This window comes from Carboxylicivirga marina, assembly GCF_016612505.1.
Classification (GTDB): Bacteria; Bacteroidota; Bacteroidia; order Bacteroidales; family Marinilabiliaceae; genus Carboxylicivirga; species Carboxylicivirga marina.
Genome location: NZ_JAENRR010000077.1, coordinates 1 through 19829, shown reverse-complemented (window position 1 = coordinate 19829; position 19829 = coordinate 1). Strand labels below are relative to the sequence as shown.

The 19829-nt window shown below is 38.8% G+C and carries 14 protein-coding genes; 7 read left to right on the top strand and 7 right to left on the bottom strand.

Translation table 11 applies throughout. From position 1 onward, the window contains the following. Positions 1–110 precede the first annotated feature (110 nt). Positions 111–1181 carry an alpha/beta hydrolase gene (locus JIV24_RS19725; protein ID WP_200466804.1) on the bottom strand — a complete coding sequence of 357 codons (1071 nt, stop codon included), beginning with the start codon at positions 1179–1181 and terminating at the stop codon, positions 111–113. Positions 1182–1246: 65 nt separating this feature from the next. Here JIV24_RS19725 and JIV24_RS19720 point away from each other — a divergent pair, with 65 nt between their 5' ends. Both JIV24_RS19720 and gntU read left to right on the top strand, forming a co-directional pair. Continuing rightward, complete coding sequence (locus JIV24_RS19720; protein ID WP_200466803.1) at positions 1247–1753, top strand: gluconokinase; 507 nt, start codon at positions 1247–1249, stop codon at positions 1751–1753. Positions 1754–1762: 9 nt separating this feature from the next. After that, a complete protein-coding gene (gntU, locus tag JIV24_RS19715) occupies positions 1763–3106 on the top strand; it encodes a gluconate transporter (RefSeq protein ID WP_200466802.1) in 1344 nt (447 codons plus the stop codon). Between the two features lie 271 nt (positions 3107–3377). Here gntU and JIV24_RS19710 read toward each other — a convergent pair whose 3' ends face one another. The 3 genes from JIV24_RS19710 to JIV24_RS19700 are packed head-to-tail and all read right to left on the bottom strand — an operon-like array spanning position 3378 to position 6645. Next, on the bottom strand, positions 3378–4016 hold the full coding sequence (locus JIV24_RS19710; protein ID WP_200466801.1) for a response regulator transcription factor: 639 nt from the start codon (positions 4014–4016) through the stop codon (positions 3378–3380). After that, on the bottom strand, positions 3997–6231 hold the full coding sequence (locus JIV24_RS19705; protein ID WP_200466800.1) for a PAS domain-containing protein: 2235 nt from the start codon (positions 6229–6231) through the stop codon (positions 3997–3999). Before JIV24_RS19705 ends, JIV24_RS19710 begins: the two co-directional genes overlap by 20 nt. 9 nt (positions 6232–6240) lie before the next feature. Further along, positions 6241–6645, bottom strand: a complete 405-nt coding sequence (locus tag JIV24_RS19700) for a hemerythrin family protein (protein WP_200466799.1) — start codon at positions 6643–6645, stop codon at positions 6241–6243. Positions 6646–7147: 502 nt separating this feature from the next. Here JIV24_RS19700 and JIV24_RS19695 point away from each other — a divergent pair. From JIV24_RS19695 to JIV24_RS19675, 5 genes are all read left to right on the top strand, one after another. Next, entirely contained in the window at positions 7148–9124 is a 1977-nt protein-coding gene (locus JIV24_RS19695; RefSeq protein WP_200466798.1) for a methyl-accepting chemotaxis protein, read from the top strand. 223 nt (positions 9125–9347) lie between these two features. After that, complete coding sequence (locus JIV24_RS19690; protein WP_200466797.1) at positions 9348–9869, top strand: chemotaxis protein CheW; 522 nt, start codon at positions 9348–9350, stop codon at positions 9867–9869. A 22-nt stretch (positions 9870–9891) separates the two neighbouring features. Next, positions 9892–11142 carry an alginate export family protein gene (locus tag JIV24_RS19685; protein ID WP_234445894.1) on the top strand — a complete coding sequence of 417 codons (1251 nt, stop codon included), beginning with the start codon at positions 9892–9894 and terminating at the stop codon, positions 11140–11142. 28 nt (positions 11143–11170) lie between these two features. Then, positions 11171–12745 (top strand): methyl-accepting chemotaxis protein, encoded by a 1575-nt coding sequence (locus JIV24_RS19680; RefSeq protein ID WP_200466795.1) that lies wholly within the window; start codon positions 11171–11173, stop codon positions 12743–12745. A gap of 214 nt (positions 12746–12959) precedes the next feature. Beyond that, positions 12960–13499: a DUF4136 domain-containing protein gene (locus JIV24_RS19675; RefSeq protein ID WP_200466794.1), complete on the top strand. Its 540-nt coding sequence runs from the start codon at positions 12960–12962 to the stop codon at positions 13497–13499. Positions 13500–13952: 453 nt separating this feature from the next. Here the strand turns inward: JIV24_RS19675 and JIV24_RS19670 are convergent, their stop codons facing one another. The 3 genes from JIV24_RS19670 to JIV24_RS22825 form a co-directional block, all read right to left on the bottom strand. Continuing rightward, positions 13953–15200 (bottom strand): dipeptidase, encoded by a 1248-nt coding sequence (locus tag JIV24_RS19670; protein WP_200466793.1) that lies wholly within the window; start codon positions 15198–15200, stop codon positions 13953–13955. Between the two features lie 6 nt (positions 15201–15206). Then, complete coding sequence (locus tag JIV24_RS19665; protein ID WP_200466792.1) at positions 15207–18404, bottom strand: VPS10 domain-containing protein; 3198 nt, start codon at positions 18402–18404, stop codon at positions 15207–15209. Between the two features lie 73 nt (positions 18405–18477). After that, complete coding sequence (locus tag JIV24_RS22825; RefSeq protein ID WP_200466791.1) at positions 18478–19770, bottom strand: carbohydrate porin; 1293 nt, start codon at positions 19768–19770, stop codon at positions 18478–18480. Positions 19771–19829: the final 59 nt, after the last annotated feature.

Genomic DNA, 19829 nt, shown 5'->3' with positions numbered 1-19829 from the left:
TTGAAAATTTCGTTAAAGGGTTCTGCGATTTTATCAAGTCAAAAATTGAAAAAACTAATTTTTAGAACCCACCTATAGAAAGTCAGGTTTGGGCGAAGCCTTGGTTTAACTTATTTAATCACCTTCATTATCCACTCTTCTGCCAAAGGAGCCCAATTTGGTGCATCATCTCGGCAATAACCAAGAGAATAACCATGACCACCGGTAGGGTAGATGTGCATGGTGGCCTTTACCTTATTTTTAATCAAGGCCTGGTAAAAACGAATACTGTTTTCAACAGGTACAGCACCGTCATCGCCCGAATGGAGTAGGAAAGTAGGGGGTGTATCGGCCTTAACATTTAGCTCGTTGGAATACTCTTCAATCAGTTCTTTCGATGGTTTTTTGCCAAGTAAGTTATTGCGCGAACCATTGTGTGTAACACCCTTCTTCATGCTGATTACTGGATATAACAGCATCATAAAATCAGGCCTGGCACTTATTTCATCCATCTCATCAATCGTTGCATAGCTTGATGTGTTGTAACGAGTTCCGAGTGTTGAGGCCAAGTGGCCACCTGCTGAAAAGCCCATGACACCCACCTTGTTTTCATCGATATTGAATTGCTTGGCGTGGCGGCGTATCCAACGTATGCCACGTTGTGCATCCTGCAAAGGCGCCAGGTGCGATACTTCCACAGATTCGGCCTGAGGCATGCGGTACTTCAATACAAAAGCGGCCACACCAAGGCTATTCAACCATTTAGCCACATCACTGCCTTCCCAGTCGTATGCTACACCGGCATAACCACCACCCGGACAAATTAAAACTGCGGCGCCATTAGCTGCTTGCTTGGTGGGGATAAAGGATTCAATGCCTGGTACCTGTACATTTTCAATAAAAACAATGTCTCGTTCCGGTAGTTGCTCAGTTCCTATTGTACCTGAGAAATTAGGCATCTGGCCCTCTGGCCATATCGCTTGTGTTTGAGCATTTGATAGCATAGCAGTCGATAAAAAAACAATTAATAGAAGAGTTTTAGCCATGATTAACTGATTACAGTTGCACTTTTTTTCATAAAAAACCTTGCTAAAGTTAGCATTCTTCACATCGTTCACAATAACCGCTTTGCGCAAATCTTCATTCACCGCAATCAGGTGGAAATTTTCAACAACTGCGTTTTTAATGTGTCTTAAGGTCAATTTTGCATGTCTTTAGGTCGAACCTGGTTTAATTTTATATTTTTACTATACCTAAAAGCATCACTATGCCAATTGATATTGTTATTGTAATGGGCGTTTCAGGTAGTGGTAAATCAACCGTTGCCGTTGAGTTGGCCAGTGTTTTTAATGCCGCATTTATTGATGGAGACGATTTGCATCCTGAGGATAATAAGCAAAAGATGGCTAAGGGGCAGCCGCTTAATGACACTGATCGTATGCCTTGGCTTCAGGCCATAAAACAAAGGGCTTTTGAATATGTAGGTAAGGGCGAAAAGGTCGTTGTTGTTTGTTCGGCTTTAAAACAAAGTTACCGTGACTTGCTTCGCGATAAAAAATACAATACACGCTTTATCTATCTGAAAGGAAGCTACGATTTAATTTATCAACGCCTGCTTCAACGTCAGGGACATTTTATGAAGGCCGATATGTTACAAAGTCAGTTTGATACGCTGAAAGAGCCTGATGGTTCAGAAAATGATGTTCTTACAGTGGATATTCACCCTCCTGTGCTTGAAATTATTACAACTATTTGTTACTCACTGGAGTTATAATCGATAATTATGTCAGATATTTCATTAGTTATAACAGCATTAGGTTCAATTTTATTATTGCTGATCCTGGTTATGAAGGTGCGCATGCATGCCATTGTAGCCTTAATTGTAGTATCAATAATTGCCGGTTTACTATCGGGCATGAGTCCTGCCAGTATTGCGCAAACCATTGAAAAAGGTATGGGAGGAACACTTGGGTTTATTGCCGTTGTGGTTGCTTTGGGTGCTATGTTTGGTAAAGTAATGGAGGAAACCGGCGCACTGGATCGGATTGCAGAAACCCTGCTGGCGCGCTTTGGCATAAAAAGAGCTAACTGGGCAATGGCCATCACCGGATTGATTTGTTCGATGCCTCTGTTTTTTGATGTTGCAGTTGTATTATTAATTGGATTGGTACATGCCGTAGTGCGCCGTGGTGGTGGTTCTATGATTAAAATAGGTATCGCTTTGTTTGCTGGTATTGCCAGCTGTCAAGCCTTTCTATTGCCTGCGCCGGGCCCTGTATTGGTGGCTTCTCTGCTGGGAGCTGACTTTGGCTATGTTATCTTCTTTGGTGTACTGGCTGCTATTCCTGCCATGATTTTAGCCGGACCGCTCTTTGGTTCATTCATTGCTAAAAAAGTCCATGTTGAACTACCTGAATACCATCGTACAGAAAAAGAGGAGTCAGTGCAAAAGAAGGGGCCCTCATTTGGCATGGCACTTTTAATGATTAGTTTACCACTGCTACTAATTGGCTTAAAAACGGTTTTTTCACGATTTGTACCCGAGAGCTCATCATCGCACCAATGGCTTCAGTTTTTTGGCCATCCATTTATTGCCATTACCATTGCTTGCCTGGTTTCGTTTTATTTTTTAGCCATTCCCCAGGGATTATCTCGAAACAAGGTGATGCAAATTTGTTCAGAGGCTTTAGTGCCAGCTGGTATCATCATTTTAGTAACGGGAGCTGGTGGTGTTTTTAAACAAATATTGATTGATTCAGGTGTTGGTCAGGCACTGGGTGATATGCTTTCTGACTCCGGAATGCCGATTGTGGTGCTGGCTTTTATTTTATCTGCAGCCGTACGGATTATTCAAGGATCGGCTACCGTTGCGATGCTCACCAGTTGTGGATTAATCGCCCCCATGCTCGAAGGTGTAAATTATTCAGACATTCAGCTAGCTGCCATAACAATAGCCATTGGTGCCGGTTCTATCGTTTTGTCACACGTCAATGATTCCGGTTTCTGGCTGGCCAATAAATACCTGGTACTGACCGAAAAACAAACCCTACAAACCTGGACCGTGATGGAAACCATTATTGGTGTGACTGGTGGTGTAGTGGCTTCACTTATTATGTTGTTTTTATGAGTGAATGGCTAAAATGTAATATTTCGTATAATTTCAGGATTTATGGGCTTCACTCACATCAGCCTTAGTAAAGTGGGTAAGGGAAGCTTTGTTCATATATTGCCTGAATCATAGTATGTTCAAATTTCGACAGAAATTTAATTCGTAAAATTGGTGTAATTCGTGGTCAAAAAAAGAATTGCGTATTTAGGGTTACAATGAAATTTGTGCTGCATACTTTTTGATGGTTATAGATAGACAAAGGAGGAGGCTAACTTCAGCCTCCTTCATCTTAGACTTTAACAACCTCATGTTTAATGGCCCATACAACTAATTCCATCGAATTTTTACATCCGGTTGATTTGTATAATTGACGCTTATAACCTTCAATTGATTTGACGCTGACAAAAAGTTCATCTGCTAATTTTTTGTTAGAATAGCCATAGCTCATTAATTGCAATAGTTTTTTGTCGTTCTCAGCTAATTCAGCAGCTTTTCTTTTTTTTGTTTTTATATCTACAAGATTGAGAAGTAACTCTTGACTAAAATAAGTTTGACCAGCGTGAATTGATACGATGGCATCCACCAGGTTTGATGATGTAGATTGTTTAAATACATAACCTTTCACACCTATGGCTATTAGTTCCATGGAATATGCGGCTTCCTGATGCATGGTTAATACAATGAATTTTGTTTGGGGAGCAAATGAAAGAATTTGTTTCACCATTTGTACGCCATTTAAGCGCGGCATATCAACGTCAGTTACCACAATATCGTAGTCAGCAAGTTGATGATTATCCACGAAGTCTTGTCCATCAGTAAACTCTGCTACCACCTTCATGTTCGGAACCTGATTGATTAAAAGGCGAATACCATCTTTGATAATGGGTTGATCTTCTACTAATGCTATTTTAATATTGTTTGCTTCCATTTTTTTTAGCTTTGAGTCTAATAATTACTGTGGTACCATTACCAGGGACCGACATGATTCGAATTTGTCCACCGATGGTTTCAATTCTGTTTTGCATGTTACTAATGCCGATGCCCATTTTTCCATTTCGTGATTCATCCAGATTAAACCCTATGCCATTATCGGCATAACATATAATGATTTCCGATTTTGGTTGAGAAACAAGCAGTTCGATCCTGGTAGCATTGGCATGTTTGATGGTGTTGTTAAACATTTCGGTAATGCACCTGTATAAAGCAAGTTCTTTGTAGTCACTTAGTCCTGACCGAATTTCACAATGAAAATGAATTTCAAATTCAGTTGTTCTTATACTCTTTATGTAGGAATCAATGGCAACTTCAAGTCCATAATCCTTTAATACGGCAGGACTTAAATTGTGGGATAAGTCTCGAACCGTTTTACCAACATCTGAAATCAAACAGTCTAACTGCGTCAGAAGTGCCTTATCGTCGTCATCAGATAACTTGTTTTTAATAACTGAGGTGTAGATACTACCGGCAGTAAGCATGGGACCAAGCCCATCATGAAGTTCCCTGGCAATGCGTTCCTTTTCTATTTCTTCACCCTCTATTTGGGCTAGTCGTATTTCCTTTTGGTATTCGTTAAGTTTCTTTAAGTCGTTGATGATGAAAACGCGGTCAGATGAGAAATGACCTTCGTAATACATCGATTTAATGGATACCGGATTTGTATAATCCTTAAAACGTAGTTCAATTGCTTCAGTGTTGTTCGTGTTTAGATATTCGTTAAATTTTACGTGATAATTTTTATCTATAAATTCATAGGCGAATACCCTGTTTTTAGTATTGATTATCTTGGTTTCGGTCATTTTTTCAAAGGCAGTATTACAATCAGCTAACAAGCCGTTTCGTAATAGAACAATTCCCTGCTTGTTTGTATTAGCCAGGTATTTGAATTGATTTGATGCAATTTGTAATTGCCTATCCTTAAGAGCTGTATTAGTAATGTCACTGTAGCTGATTATTATTTTGTTGTTGTTATTGTTGAACTGTACAATGTTGTCCACTAATACCAGTCTGCCTGTTTGATTGATGAAATATTTAAATGAATCGAGTTTATCATTTGAAGTGATGTTCACAATTTTTCGTAGCCAAAATATTTTTTTATCAAATGTTTTTAGTTCTTCTATTAATTCTTTTTTGCACGATTTTGCATTATATCCCATTAATTCTTTAAAAGCCTTGTTGGCTTTTATATCACGAATTAAAAGTCGATTATTATCTGGCTTTTTATGAACGGTGATGACTAAAATACCAACAGGCACGTTATTAAACAGGTTGAAATGTTCAATGGAACTCTTGGATAATTTATCTTGAAGATGATAAAGGTGCAGAACATCTATAATTGTTGATAGTAAAAGTGTCCTTCCTGAGATTTTAACAGGAGTAGAAAAGACTTTAACATGACATAACTGACCATTGTTTTTACGATGAATAAAACGGAAGAAATTACGCTGGCTCTTTCGAGCTCGTTCCATCTCTGTTTGTATTTGCGATCGCTTGAGGCTGTTGATGTCATTAATATTCATTTGAAGCAATTGCTCCTTACTATAACCATAATAGTTAACTGCGCTATTGTTGGCGTCAATAATGTCCCCTTGCTCAGGATCAATTAATAATTTAACAGCTTTATCGTTATAAAAACTTGATGCATGTAATTGATTAAGGTTTTTAATTTCATTGGTAGCTTCATGTAGCAGTATTTTTGTCTTATCTGGTTTTTCGTTTTGTTGAAAATGTTGTTTTTTATATTCTCCAAATCGATGGTTCAGCTTTTGATAATCGTTTTGTAAGCCTGCATGCTTCAATGATACGCTTAATAAATTATTCGTTAAACGAACTTGTTCGAATAATTGTGTACACGCGGGTTTAGGATAGTCAAATTTCAAAATAAGACAAATTGTACGAATTTCGTCTATAATATTTTCTAAATACCAAATGAATGCTTTATCTGTTGTTTTTGCAGTTGTAATATTACAAACACCCTCCTCCTGTTTGTTGAATTTGAATGGTTCGTTTGTGCTTCTATAATCCGTTGAGTGTGCCAGGTATGTGTTTCCACTTGAATGATCATAGATATTCAGATAGATAGTTCTTGCATCCTGAAGTATGTTCAAACTATTAAGGGCTGAATTGTAAATTGAATTCTCAGTCATCCTATTAGTTTACGCATCAAGAAAGCCCTGATTGATAAAAAACACATAATAGTTTTCAAACTCCTTATCCACTCGATTCATGTGGTCTATTAGCCAGTCATTTACACTATTAACTAAATCATTGCATGATTCTAAATCGTGACACAAACACGTTATATTTTCCCTTAAGCCATGTAATATGTTTAAATGTTCTTTTGCATGAAATGCAATATCCCTATACTTTACCATGTGCATGAGAGCTTCTTCAGTGGTAAAGTGAAGCTCCGCTAAAGTGAGGAGCCTGTTCGCTAAAGCTTTTAATTCATCTAAATCAAAGTACATTTCTAACGACACCTTGAGGTTTTCTGCAATGGCAAGCAGGTTGCCATGCTGCAGAGTAATTTCTTCCCTTAATAAGTTGATTCTTCTATCCACAATCTTTTTCCCGATTAATAAAAATATTGCATATAAGACACGCTGAATAAAAACCAGAAGGACATATGCTTTTTTGTAATACTACCCTGTTCGCAAAAGTACTATTAGAACGTTTAAATACCTGAATATTGTAATTTTAATATTGGTGTTAGTGTGTTTTTTAGGGTTGTTTAGAAAAACTTATACCTGCTAATGAGGTGGTTGATATGAGTAAGATGCTTTAATCTAAATATCGGCAAAGAACAACTGATGTTAGAATGGAACAGGTTGTCAGTTGTTTGTATGTGTAGTTTTTAACTGATCAGATATAAAAAGATAGAACAAGGATAATCTTGTTGAGATTTTTTGCAATGTTTCAAGGTTTCTCTCTCTTTTCAAAAAACAGTACTTAAAGGTTGATTATTATTAGAGAAATGCGACCTCTATTTCAGGGGGTATTTCTCAACTTGTGCTGTTGATGAGCGTTTAAGATTGGTGTTAGTTCAAAATAAATTAAAGGATAATGAATTTCAAAAATCTTAAGTTAGGAACAAAGCTTTATAGTGGCTTTTTTATTGTGCTTTTATTAACAGGCGCTGTTGGGTTTATTGCTTATCGAGGCATATCTCAAATTGTTTATCAATTAGAGATATCAAAAATTGTAAATAGAATAATAGTTGATGGTGGTGACTCACAGGCGGGTTCGTTGCGTTATATTATATATGGAGATGATGAATATTATCGCTCTGTCGAAACAGAATATTCGAATATTAAGAAGCAGTCTGGAGAAGTAAGAGACTTGTTGTTATCACAAAGTAATAAACAAATCGCTGAGGAAATTACTAAAGCTAACAATAGTTACAATGCTTCAAATGAAGCTTTTTATCTTTTGGAGCGAGAGAAGCAAGAGGTGCACGCCCAACGAGCAGCTGCAGCCCTAAAGGCTGCCGGTGAGATTATTAAGGTTGTTAATGCAGCAACTGCTTTTTCCAGAGAAAATAAAGAGGATTATTCAGCTGTTGAACGTGTTTATATGGTGCAAAATGCACGGAACGCTATGAATCGTGTACGCATCACCGCAAATAAATATGTGGCCAACCCAAACGAAGAATATGAAAGAATTTTAATGGATGAAATTACGTCCATCGTAAAATTATTAAATGACGCTCATGAGTTAATGGCTTCAGATGTGACCAAAGATGCGATTAAGCAAGCCCAATCAGCGATAGGTGATTACAAGCAGAAGTTTTTGAGTTACAAAGATATAGTGGCTCAACAGCAAGATATCCAAGTTCAACAGCGTGAGTCATCGGCTAAGTTATTAACGGCCGCACGCCAATTGCGTGAGGGCGTGTATGAATTTGTGGATAATAAAAGTGTCAATTCGTATTCCATGCTGATCATAGCAATTGTATTAGCGATAGCCTTAGGACTCATTATTGCGACCTTTATTATCAGGGCGGTGACTATACCACTGAATCAATGTGTGAACTATGCACAAAAAATTGCTGATGGCAATTTGAATGAGCGCCTGATAATTGATAAGAAGGATGAATTAGGTATTTTGGGTAATGCACTTGTGAATATGGCCCATAAACTAAAAGAAGTAGTTGCCAATATTGTGATAGGAGCAGATAATATTACAAGTACAAGTCAAAACCTGAACGCGGCTTCTCAACAAATATCCAGTGGGGCTAATGAGCAAGCGGCATCAACAGAAGAAGTGTCTTCTTCCATGGAAGAGATGGCCGCTAACATCCAGCAAAACACCGATAATGCATTGAAGACCAGAGGTATAGCATCTCAATCTAATCGATTGATGGAAAAGGTGGCTAAGGCCTCTCATGAAAGCCTAAGTGCGGTTAATGAAATTGGGCAGAAAATCAACATAGTTGTTGAAATAGCAGAAAAAACCGACTTACTAGCTATTAATGCGGCCATTGAAGCGGCCAGAGCTGGAGAGCAAGGTAAGGGGTTTTCGGTTGTTGCAGCAGAAGTGCGAAAACTGGCTGAGAGAAGTCAACTGGCTGCGTCAGAGATAATGACTTTAGCAGAGCGCAGTGTGAAAACCACCCAAGACTCATCGGAATTGGTGAAAGCAATCACACCAGATATTGTTCAAACGGCACAATTGGTACAAGAAATTGCCAATGCCAGCAATGAACAAAATGCAGGAGCTACGCAAGTGAATACAGCCATTCAGCAACTGGGTGCCATTACGCAACAGAATGCATCAGCTGCTGAAGAGCTGGCAGGTAGTTCTGAAAATATGGCAACACAAGCAGAAGAACTGGCCCAAATAACCAAGTATTTTAGATTAGATGATGAGGGTTTTACATCGCATACGAAGAATCAAATATCTCGTCAGAAAATGACGAATCCAAGATTAGAAAGAAAAGTGACAAATAAAATGCCTGCTACATCAAATGGTATTCAACTTGAATTAGGAAAAGAAATTACTTTCAGTGATACTGATTTGAGTGATTTTGAAAGTATATAAAACAAAACTCCCAGTCCAAAATGCATTGGCTATTTGAAACGTCATTTAGCCGATGCTTTGATTGATATTTTTTTGTTTAAAACAGTACTTAAGGGTTGTTGATATCTATGGCTTTTCGAGAAACTTAATAAATGAAAAGGCATTTAGGTAGGAGCAGTACTCATTAAAAGTAATGTAATCAATTATTGTATAGTAGTCGAATAATAAATTAATTATAATCCAGATGGATAAGAATGAATCAAAGTCATACCTGACATTTTGTTTGCAAGAAGAAAGTTTTACTGTGAACGTAGGCTCCGTCCTTGAAATTATTGAAATAGGCGAGGAGTATGGAATTACTTCTGTACCAAATACGCAAGATTTTGTAGAAGGAGTTGTGAATTTTAGAGGCAATGTATTACCCATTGTCAATGCACGTTTGAAGTTTTCACTTGATAATTATCAGGATAAAGAGCGTTATGTAATAATTGTTCTAAACCTTGAAAAAGAGAATGAATCTTTTATGGTGGGATTGATGGTGGATAAGGTCGATGATGTAATCGAAGTTAATGAGAAAGATGTACAACCAGTACCTGAAATTGGCAAAGGGTATAATACAGAATACATTGATGGCGTATTATTGCATGATAGTAAGTTTATTATGATGATGAACATTGAGGAGGTGATTGAAACAGAGGATGTTATTGCTCTCAAGGATGAAATGGCTGATGCAGAGCAGAAAGAATTAAACGAAATCACAGAGTAATTACAAAGCGATGAAAATTAGAATGAATAAAAAGGCACTTCTAAGTTTTGTGCTGTTTCTGACAATAACTTTTAGTGGATTTGCACAACTCAATATTTCAGGTGAATTCAGACCCAGACTTGAGTATCGCAATGGGTATATGAAGTTGCTTAATGAGGATCAATCACCAGAAACATTGATTCATCAGCGAGCTCGCATTAATTTTAATCATAAAACCCAGTTAGCAGAATTTAATCTATCAGCTCAGGATGTGAGAGCATGGGGTGAAGAAAAAATATTGGTTGATAATAACTCGTTCAGTGTATATGAAGCGTGGGCGCAATTTCAATTAAACGAACAGTTACAAATAAAAGCTGGCCGACAAGAGTTGGTTTATGACGATGAGCGTTTGCTGTCGCGGCGAAACTGGCATAATTTCGGGGCCACTTATGATATGTTGCTTTTGAAGCATCAAAATGATGTGCAGCAATTCCACATAGGAGCTGGTTATAATAATGAAAAGTGGAATAGTTGGTGGGCAACGCCATATGATTTGGATTTCTTTAAGTCATTGTCATTTCTATGGTATAAGCGACAACTGGGAGCAATTAATGCGTCTGCGATAGGTATTTTAGAATTAAATGAAAAAGAAGAATCGACTGATTTATATGGTCGTTTCACCTATGGTACCAATTTGGACTACAAAGTTGCAGAAAATAGTGTAAGCCTGCAGGGAACTTTTTATCATCAGGTGGGCACTGAAACTGATGGTACAAGTATTAACGCCTTTATGTTTTCAAGTGGTGTAAAGTGGAAATATCACAACAAGCATGCCTTTGGAATAACGCTTGATTATTTATCAGGTACCGATGAAACAGATTTGAACAATACGAAAAATAAAACCTTCCATAAGTTAAATGGAGCTTTTCATAAGTTTTATGGTTATATGGAGTTATTCCCTATTAATCAACAAGGCGGTTTATTAGATTTTTATCTGCGTTTATCTGGCTCTGCTTTAAAAGGTAAGTATCAGATTAGTTGGCATCAGTTTAGTTTGCCAAATAATGTACTGGATCCAGTTGATATTGGTGTTGAGCCGAAAGTTTTAGATAAGGATCTGGGTAGTGAGTTGGATTTGATGTACGATATCTCTTTTAAACAAGGTTTTGGTTTAAAATTCAACTATAGTTTCTTCTTAGCTCAGGATTCATACAAGAAATTAGTCAACAAAGTTGATGCAAAAGATTTTTCAAGTTTTGCTTCACTGATGTTAATATACAAATTCAAGAACTAAATCAATAACAATAAAATTTACAGACAAAATGTTTAATAAATTAAAAGTAGGAACAACCCTGGCAGTGGGTTTTGCAATAGTTATTGTCACTTTTTTAATCGTCAGTATATTCGCCATCAATCGTATGGATGTGCTTTCTGACCTAACCAGTAAGCTTTATAAACATCCATATGCCGTAAGTAATGCAGTGTTGAGTATTGAGCGCGATATCGTTAAGATGCACCGCTCTATGAAAGATGTGGCTTTGGCACACGATGAAAGTGGTATCAGAAAAGCCTCTCGATTAGTAGATGACTTTGAGCAAGATGTGTATAAACGTTTTGATATTATTGAGGAGCGCTTTCTAGGGAAGGATGAAATGTGGATGAATGCCAAGGACATGTTTCGAGATTGGAAACCCATCCGAAATGAAGTGATAGAGCTGATGCGTGAAGGTCAACGTTTAGAAGCTGCTGAAATAACAAAAGGTAAAGGTGCACGACATGTCGAAGCTCTCAATGCTTCCATCAAAGAATTAGCCAATTTTGCTGCTAATAAAGCGATTGAGTTTGATTCCAATGCCACTGATGTGCGAGCCTTTTCTTTTCGTTTAATCTATTCATTAATTGCTTTGGCCATTATCTTTGGTATTATTCTGGCCATCATGATAACACGAACTATTACCGGACAATTAGGATGTGAGCCTGCAGAGGCTGTTGAGGTTGCTAGAAGTCTGACAGAAGGTGATTTGACTTATGAGTTTCCACATAATAGTAATAATGGTCTTTATGGGTATTTACGCAAAATGTTTGAACGACAGAAGGAAGTTGTGACCGCCATTATTGTTAGTTCGCAGAATGTATCTTCTGCCAGTAGCCAATTAAATGGTGGGGCTCAGGAGATATCGAATGGTGTAAATACACAGGCCGCTTCATCTGAGGAAGTATCAACATCCATGGAAGAAATGGTTGCCAATATTCAACAAAACACTGAGAATGCATTAAAAACGAAGGATATTTCTGTTGCTTCATCTCAGGCTATTGAATCTGTTACTCAGGCTTCTCAAAATAGCATGGATGCGGTTAAGGATATCAATGCAAAGATTAATATTGTGGTAGAGATTGCTGAAAAAACGGATTTATTAGCTATCAATGCAGCAGTAGAAGCAGCACGTGCGGGAGATGAAGGACGTGGTTTTGCAGTTGTTGCAGCTGAAGTCAGAAAATTAGCTGAGAGAAGCCAGATGGCAGCTAATGAAATTGTAACATTAGCGGAGCGTGGGTTACAAACAACTGTTGAGTCTAATGATAAGCTTACTGCAATTGTGCCGAATATAACAGAGACAACCCGTTTGGTTGAGGAAATAGCTACGGCCAGTAAAGAACAGGAAATAGGTGCAAACCAGGTCAATAATGCCGTGCAACAATTAAGTAATGTGACACAACAAAATGCATCATCAGCAGAAGAAATGGCTAGTAGTGCTGAAGAATTAGATCTTCAGGCTGGTGAATTGGAGAATATTACTAGACAATTTAAGCTGGAGCACAACTTAAGTAATAGTCGTTTTGTATCAGGTAATAAAAAAGGACCAATCTCCCAAAAGCAAGAGCTTAGTTACAATTAATTATAGGGTGTTCTACGATATCACAACTTATTATGAGGTGTGGTATTCAACTAAAAGGAAGGCATATGCCTTCCTTTTTTTATTTCAAATTTGTTCCCTAAGCTAAATATTGTCAGGGATGTTTTGTTGCTATATTACATATAGATTAAAGAGAAATATTTTTTAAAACTTTAAACTAATGTAAAAATGACTAATACTAAATGTTATTGAAATTGTGGCTTTTTCTTGTAGCTCAATTAAGTACACCAGCGATCATAGGAGTGGTGTCAACTTTGTACAATACAACAGCTATAAAGTAGTGCATTTTGTAAATGAAGACGATTTGGCTAATCAAAAATTCATTGTCAATCAAATGAATAAACAACGTGTGGAAGTCGCCATCGATAAACAAGCCAAATTACGAGGCTTAGTAGGATCTGAAGAGCCCGATATGTTGATTTTATGGGCAGTAGGTATTGATATTCAAAAAAGTTATGAGACACATACCACCTATAATGGAGGTCCTTATATGGGATATCGTGATCGTTATGGTGGTTATGGTATGGGCATGGGTAGTAGTTATAGCTCAACAGATGAGTATCAAACGGAAATTAGTAAATTACGAATCGAGTTCATTGACGCTAAAACAAAGGATATACTTTGGATTGGAACAGTTGAAGGCGAACGCGAGGGGAATGTGAAAGGCTCTGATGGTAGAATTAATGAAATTGTGGGTAAGATATTTAAGCAATACCCAATTTCCGTTAGCGAATAGGGATGTATCATACTCATTGTTGTTCCAATTAACACCACTTGTATTCCAAAATGATTGACAAATTATTTTGCTAATTACAATGGTTAATGCCGATACAAAAGGACAGTTTGATTTTTTTATCAATCGTTTTGGTTTGTAATTGGTATAAATGATCAAATAGGCTTCCCGGTCTTACGGTAGTTTCTTAGTAAACTAATGTAATTTTAAAAGCGGCTACAATCTATTATGCTTAAGATTAACCTCTTTAAAAACGAATTGAATTTAAGCGTAGTTTAATGTTTTTTGGTATTAAACCTTAATTGTTAAATCATCGGCTAATTGTAGCCTTAACCCTTACTATCTTTAATCAACAAGGAAGTATAAGATAAATAAGGAGTGGTAGTCTATAAATCAGATAGTAAAAGCCTGAATATAAAACTTATATTCAGGCTCGATAAATCCAATTATAAACTCTTATTTTTCGATAAACTTATTGCGATATTTATTCACAAAGCGCTCTCTTTCTTTTTTACTCACTGGGTCATTCTCAGGCGCAATGCCTTCCCAAACTTGGCGATAAACCCGCATTTTGTTTCCTCCATAAATCTTTTTGATATCTTCATCGGAGTAGCCTCTTTTCCAAAGTTCATCTGTTATGGCAGGTAATATCTTCGCTAATTCACCACAACCCGTTGCACCTTTGTTAAAAGCATTTACCATGTAACCGTCATCGGCATACATAGCTGAGTTCTTGGCGACAAAACCCATGGTTGGCTGGGTGGTAAACATATCGTCAGAAGCAATTCCCACATGGTCAACACCAACTAACTTCACATAGTAGTCAATCATATCGGCACATTGTTGGGGTGTGATATCATCGGGCCAAATGCCATCCATCATCCACTCGGTAAAGGTTGGTGAAACATAGCCGCCCGATTTGGCAGCACGAATGGCTTCTTCATCACTAATGTTACGATAGCATCCCTTAGGTGTGGCTGCAGGTTCGTTCTTGTACAATCCTATGGGCAGGGAGTGCGTGAAAACATAGGGGACACCAGGGTAGTTTTTGTCCATGTGATCCATAATACCATTGGTGGTGATAGGACCCATGTGGCTCAAATCGACAATGATACCATGTTTGACCATTTCATTAACGATGGCTAGTCCCCAGGAGGTTACACCTGTTGTATTGCCGTTGAATTCGGCCAAACTACCTGACCCTGCACGAAATAAATCATTGTACGATAGGAGCATACTGCCAATGCCCATTTCTTTGAGCGTAGCCACTTTCTTTAAGTCGCCATTAATGATGGTAGAGGTTTGTGAATTCCATACCACAGCGGTTGTGTTGCCCCTGATATGGGCGGCTTCAATATCGCGGATGCTGCGCACAAAAATATATTTGTCAGGATCTTGCGCCATGGTTTCCCGCCATCTTTGATGTTCGACAATAAAGTTTTCCCAGGTATGGCTGGCTGCTGCCAGGGTCATGCTATGGCCCGTAATACCAGCTGCTCTTGAGCGATTCAGATAATCATGCAAATGTTTATCTTCAGTCCATCCGGCACCATAAGGGCTGGCAAAAAAGCCAATTACAATGGTTTCTTCTACAAACTTCTTTGCTTTGTTTGAGGCAGCCCATGTTTTACTTTCTTCACTGGCCTGAAGACAAAGGCCAAAAAATAGAAGTGCGATACAAGTTATTAATGCTTGTTTCTTCATACTTTACTATTTTATGAATTTGTAGAACTTTTTCATCTCAGGTTCAATGTCAGCCTGATAAGTTTTGTCAGCGGCATTTGCTTCCTCAACCAGGCCTTTGTATTCGGCTTGCATGCTACCTGATACAGGGCCTTCTGAATGGTCAAGAATACCACTCATAAACGACATCTTAAATAAGATGGTGGCAGGCAGGTTAATCACCTCAGCCAATGTACGACCAGTCGATACAAAGGTAGCCTCGTAATTATTAACGATACGTGTAATTTCATCAGCTTGCTTTTGAGCACGTTTGATTTTACCAGCTTTAGCTCCTGAATTCTTGAATGCTTCCAGTTGCTTCAAGACCTTATCGCGTGTATCCAGTGCAGCTATCACTTTTTTTGTTGATGCAGCTGCCTGATTATACATTTCCATCCAGAACTTAAACTTCGCATCAGCTTGCGCCTGCGTATAGTTCTCTTTTGGACTCATTTTAATCACGAATGGCTGTGTTTCAACCGTGCCATCAACCCTTAATCGAACCTGATATTCGCCCGGAGGAACAATTGGTATAACGGCTGTTGGTGGACGCTTTGGAACGCGTGGCAACATATTGATGCGCATATCCCATACAAACTTGTTCATGCCAGTGTTAAAATCACCACCTTCACCGGTATTCAACATCATTTGTTCTTTGCTGTAGTTGCGTAACACCTTCCCATCCTTGCTTAGTATTTCAATGGCAATGTCCTTCGGCTCTTTTTCCAGTTTAAAATAGAAGGTAGGTCCCAATGGTTTAGGATCACCAGCATCGATAAATTGACGCTTGCGTTCACCATTCACTTGTTTAAAGCTTAATTCATAATACGTCAAGCCCTGACGCATGTTCTGAACAAAGTAGTTCTTTTTCATGCCCGGGTCACCACCAGGAACATAATCTAGCCACCAGTTGTAACCAAAGCGCGTGTGCTCAGGAATAGGGTAGAGGTGAACTGGCTTGGCATCAACCTCAGCTGATTTCTCACGCAGAGGTGTGATATCGTCCATAATCCAGAAACCACGTCCGTTGGTAGCGATCACTAAATCAACATCTTTAATTTTCATGTCAACCACTGGCACGGCCGGTAAATTAGCTTTTAGCTTATCCCACGACTGTCCATCGTTTAATGAATAGTAAACGCCAGTTTCGGTACCAACAAATAATAAACCTTTACGTATTTTATCTTCTCTTAATGTCCGACTAATTTCCCCCTGTGGGAACTGAGCCGACAGGTTTGTCCAGGTTTTTCCGTAATCTGTTGTTTTATAGATGTACGGTTTGTAATCGTTGTAGGTATTGAAATTGGAGAATACCACATATGCTGTAGCTGCATCATGTTGTGAGGGCTCAATTTCATAAACCTGTGAGTATTTTGGTAAATATTTGTCCTTGATACTGATGTCTTCCCAGTCTTTACCACCATTTTTGGTCACATGTATTTTACCATCATCTGAGCCAGTCCATATAACACCTTGTTTAACAGGCGATTCATCCATGCGTTTGATGGTACTGTAAATCTCTTGTCCGAAGTATTCCGATAACCAGGGTGTACCGGTGATTTTCTGACGATTTTTCAAGTCATTTGTTAAATCGGGACTGATGACTTCCCAGTTCAATCCTTCATCTGTTGATTTAAATACCACGTTACCACCGAGGTAAAGGGTTTTACTATCGTGAGGTGATAAGAAGTAAGCCAGGTCCCAATTGAATCGGTATTTTAAATCAGAGCCATTCAGTCCAAACAATGGTATGGGCCAAACCGATCGAACTTCATTTTGACCAGTTGCAATGTTATTAACCGTAAAAGGTGCACCACTCCCCATTGGTGCGCCACCCGAAATGTTATAAACAATGTTTAAATCATCCGGATTAGGAATGACGCTGCTGATTTCACCGTTACCAATAATGGTGGTTTCACTTCCGGAAATACCACCCCAGCGAGAGGCACTAGGCACCTTATAGGCCAAAATATCCTGACCGCTACCATAAACGTTGTATGGGAAGTCGTTATCCACATTTACACGGTAGAACTGAGCGTTTTTTTGGGTATACTGACTACTCCATGTTTTTCCACCGGTCGTGCTCACCTGGCAACCTCCATCATTCGTTCCAATCATGCGATTTGGATCTTTAGAGCAAATCCAGATATCGTGGAAGTCATCTTTAATACCCGGATCGAGTATCCACGTAAGACCACCATCTTTGCTCATAAACATACGGTTGTTAGGGCACCATAGCTCATTGGCATCGTGCGGACTGGCATAAATATGGCTATAGTAGAACGGACGACCAATAATCTGGAAGAAGTCAGAAACAAACTCCCAGTTCTCACCAAGGTCATTGGATACATATAAGCCAGGTTGGCTCTCTGAATCGATTAAGGCATATACTTTTTTAGCATCAGCAGCCGACATGGTCATACCTGTTCGGCCACGGCCCTTTTTAGGCAAGCCATTATTGTAGGTTATTTCAGTCCAGTTATCACCACCGTCGGTTGATTTCCACATACCCGACTCAGGACCACCCGTTTTGGGACCCCAGGCCTTACGCTCGAATTCCCACATAACGGCAAACAGCTCATCGGGGTTTGATGGGTTCATGACCAGGTCAATCACACCGGCTTTATCACTCTTGTAAAGCACCTTATCCCATGTAAGACCACCGTCTTTAGTGCGGAAAACACCTCGTTCAGTGTTCGGGCCAAAGGCGTCACCAAATGCACCTACATAAACTATGTCCGGATTATTTGGATGAACGCGCACCTGCGAAATGTGCTTCACTTCTTTTAGGCCAACATGTGTCCAGTTATCACCGCCGTCGGTTGATTTGTAAACCCCATCACCCCAGCTTACGTTGTTACGCATTTGTGGTTCGCCTAAACCAACGTAGACGATTTTTGGGTTCGATTCTGAAAATTCCATGGCACCAATGCTACCATAATTAAAGTCTTCATCACCTACCGGCTCCCAGTAAGTGCCGGCATCTTCCGTTTTCCACAGACCATTACCGGCTCCATGGAAAAAGGTATTGGGTTCGGTAGGATGGCCAATAACCACCGAGCCTCGTGTTCCCATCATGGGGCCAATAAAGCGCCAAGTCATGGCATCATAATAATCAGGTCGTTCTTGTGCCGAAAGAGTGGTAGCTATAGTTAAAGCCACAAGTATAAAACCAATGCATTTCATATTTCTAAGTTTAAGTTAGTATTCGGTTTTTTTTACAATCGCTTTTAGCGTTTTTCTATATTCTTTTTAATGATTACAATTTAATTCTTCCTCGCAAGCCTATGTAGCTTAATCCATTGTCATTAGGATTGAGGGTGGGGTTAATAATGTATTGATAATCACCTGTTATCTCAATGTGAGCTGACACATTATAGCGATAAAAGACCTCGAAAGTCATTTGGTCCTTTGTGTCAGGGATGTTTGGTTTGGCCCAACTAAAAGATGTTCCTAACATATCGTAATGCCTGAAACGCAATCCATGACCAAGCTGTAGGTCATGCTTATAAAAGGTGTTTTCACCAGCTCCGTTTGAAAAACCAAATTTAAAGTAGGGAGCAAAGCGCTGAGCAAAAAACCAATGTGAAGAAAAGGCAATGCCTTCTCCGGCAGCTACTTCATTACCACCATATGAAGTGTAGTTGGGCGATTTCCAAGCCATGAGTGAGATGCGCTTAAAATAACGTTCACTGAAATTTGGTATGTACCCAAGCTCTGCCATGTACATAAAATCACCATTTTCCCAATTACGGCCTAGGTCAAAAAAATCGCCATCTTGAAAAAGATCGCCGTATACATCAATGGCTCCAAGCATGATATAGCTTTGTTTTGTGGGGCGTCCCATTACAACACCTCCCAAACCTGCATTACCCCAGTTGCCCGTACCTGTCACCATAGAGCCATAACCAACGAAGTGCATCGAAGGGATGCTAATGCCATGGAAATTAAAATAGTTAGCCAAATCAATTTTACCGACGACAAAACCAAGTCGCTGATTGGCAAAAAACTGCTGGTAATTAAATTCGAGAATTCGCATGGTGTAATTGTGGTAACCCGTTCCACTCAGCCCATAATAGCCAGATTCATTCAAGCCATGAAACATTGGGGAGGTAAGAGAGCCATAAGCATGACGATCACTCAGTTTAAATAATAGAGTCCCTTTGTTTTTACCACTTTTTCGGTTAATGATGTTCCAGCCTAACTGAAGGTTTAAAATACCACTGGCTGTATTTTTATTATTTGCATCGCTTATCACTTTTGATGAGCGCATGTATAAGAATGTATAATCAATACCAAATTGAAGACCTTTATCAGTCAATGCCTTGTCTTTCATTGAATACCATTTATTCATAGGAGTGATGGAAAAGCGGTACTCAAACGAGTAGGATTCTTTGTCTATTTCCAGTTGTCGGCCAACAGATGCACCCCCAATATTATCATCAGACTGTTGTTGAGAGATGCTATCATTAGTTACTGTTTCCTGTCCGGAAATGTTGATTAATAAAGGTGCTAGAAAGCACAGTGTAGTTATATAACTGATGTTTCCCACGTAAGTTAAAACGCTGAATGTCAAGCAAAAAGAAGCATGATTCGCTTTGTTAATTCATT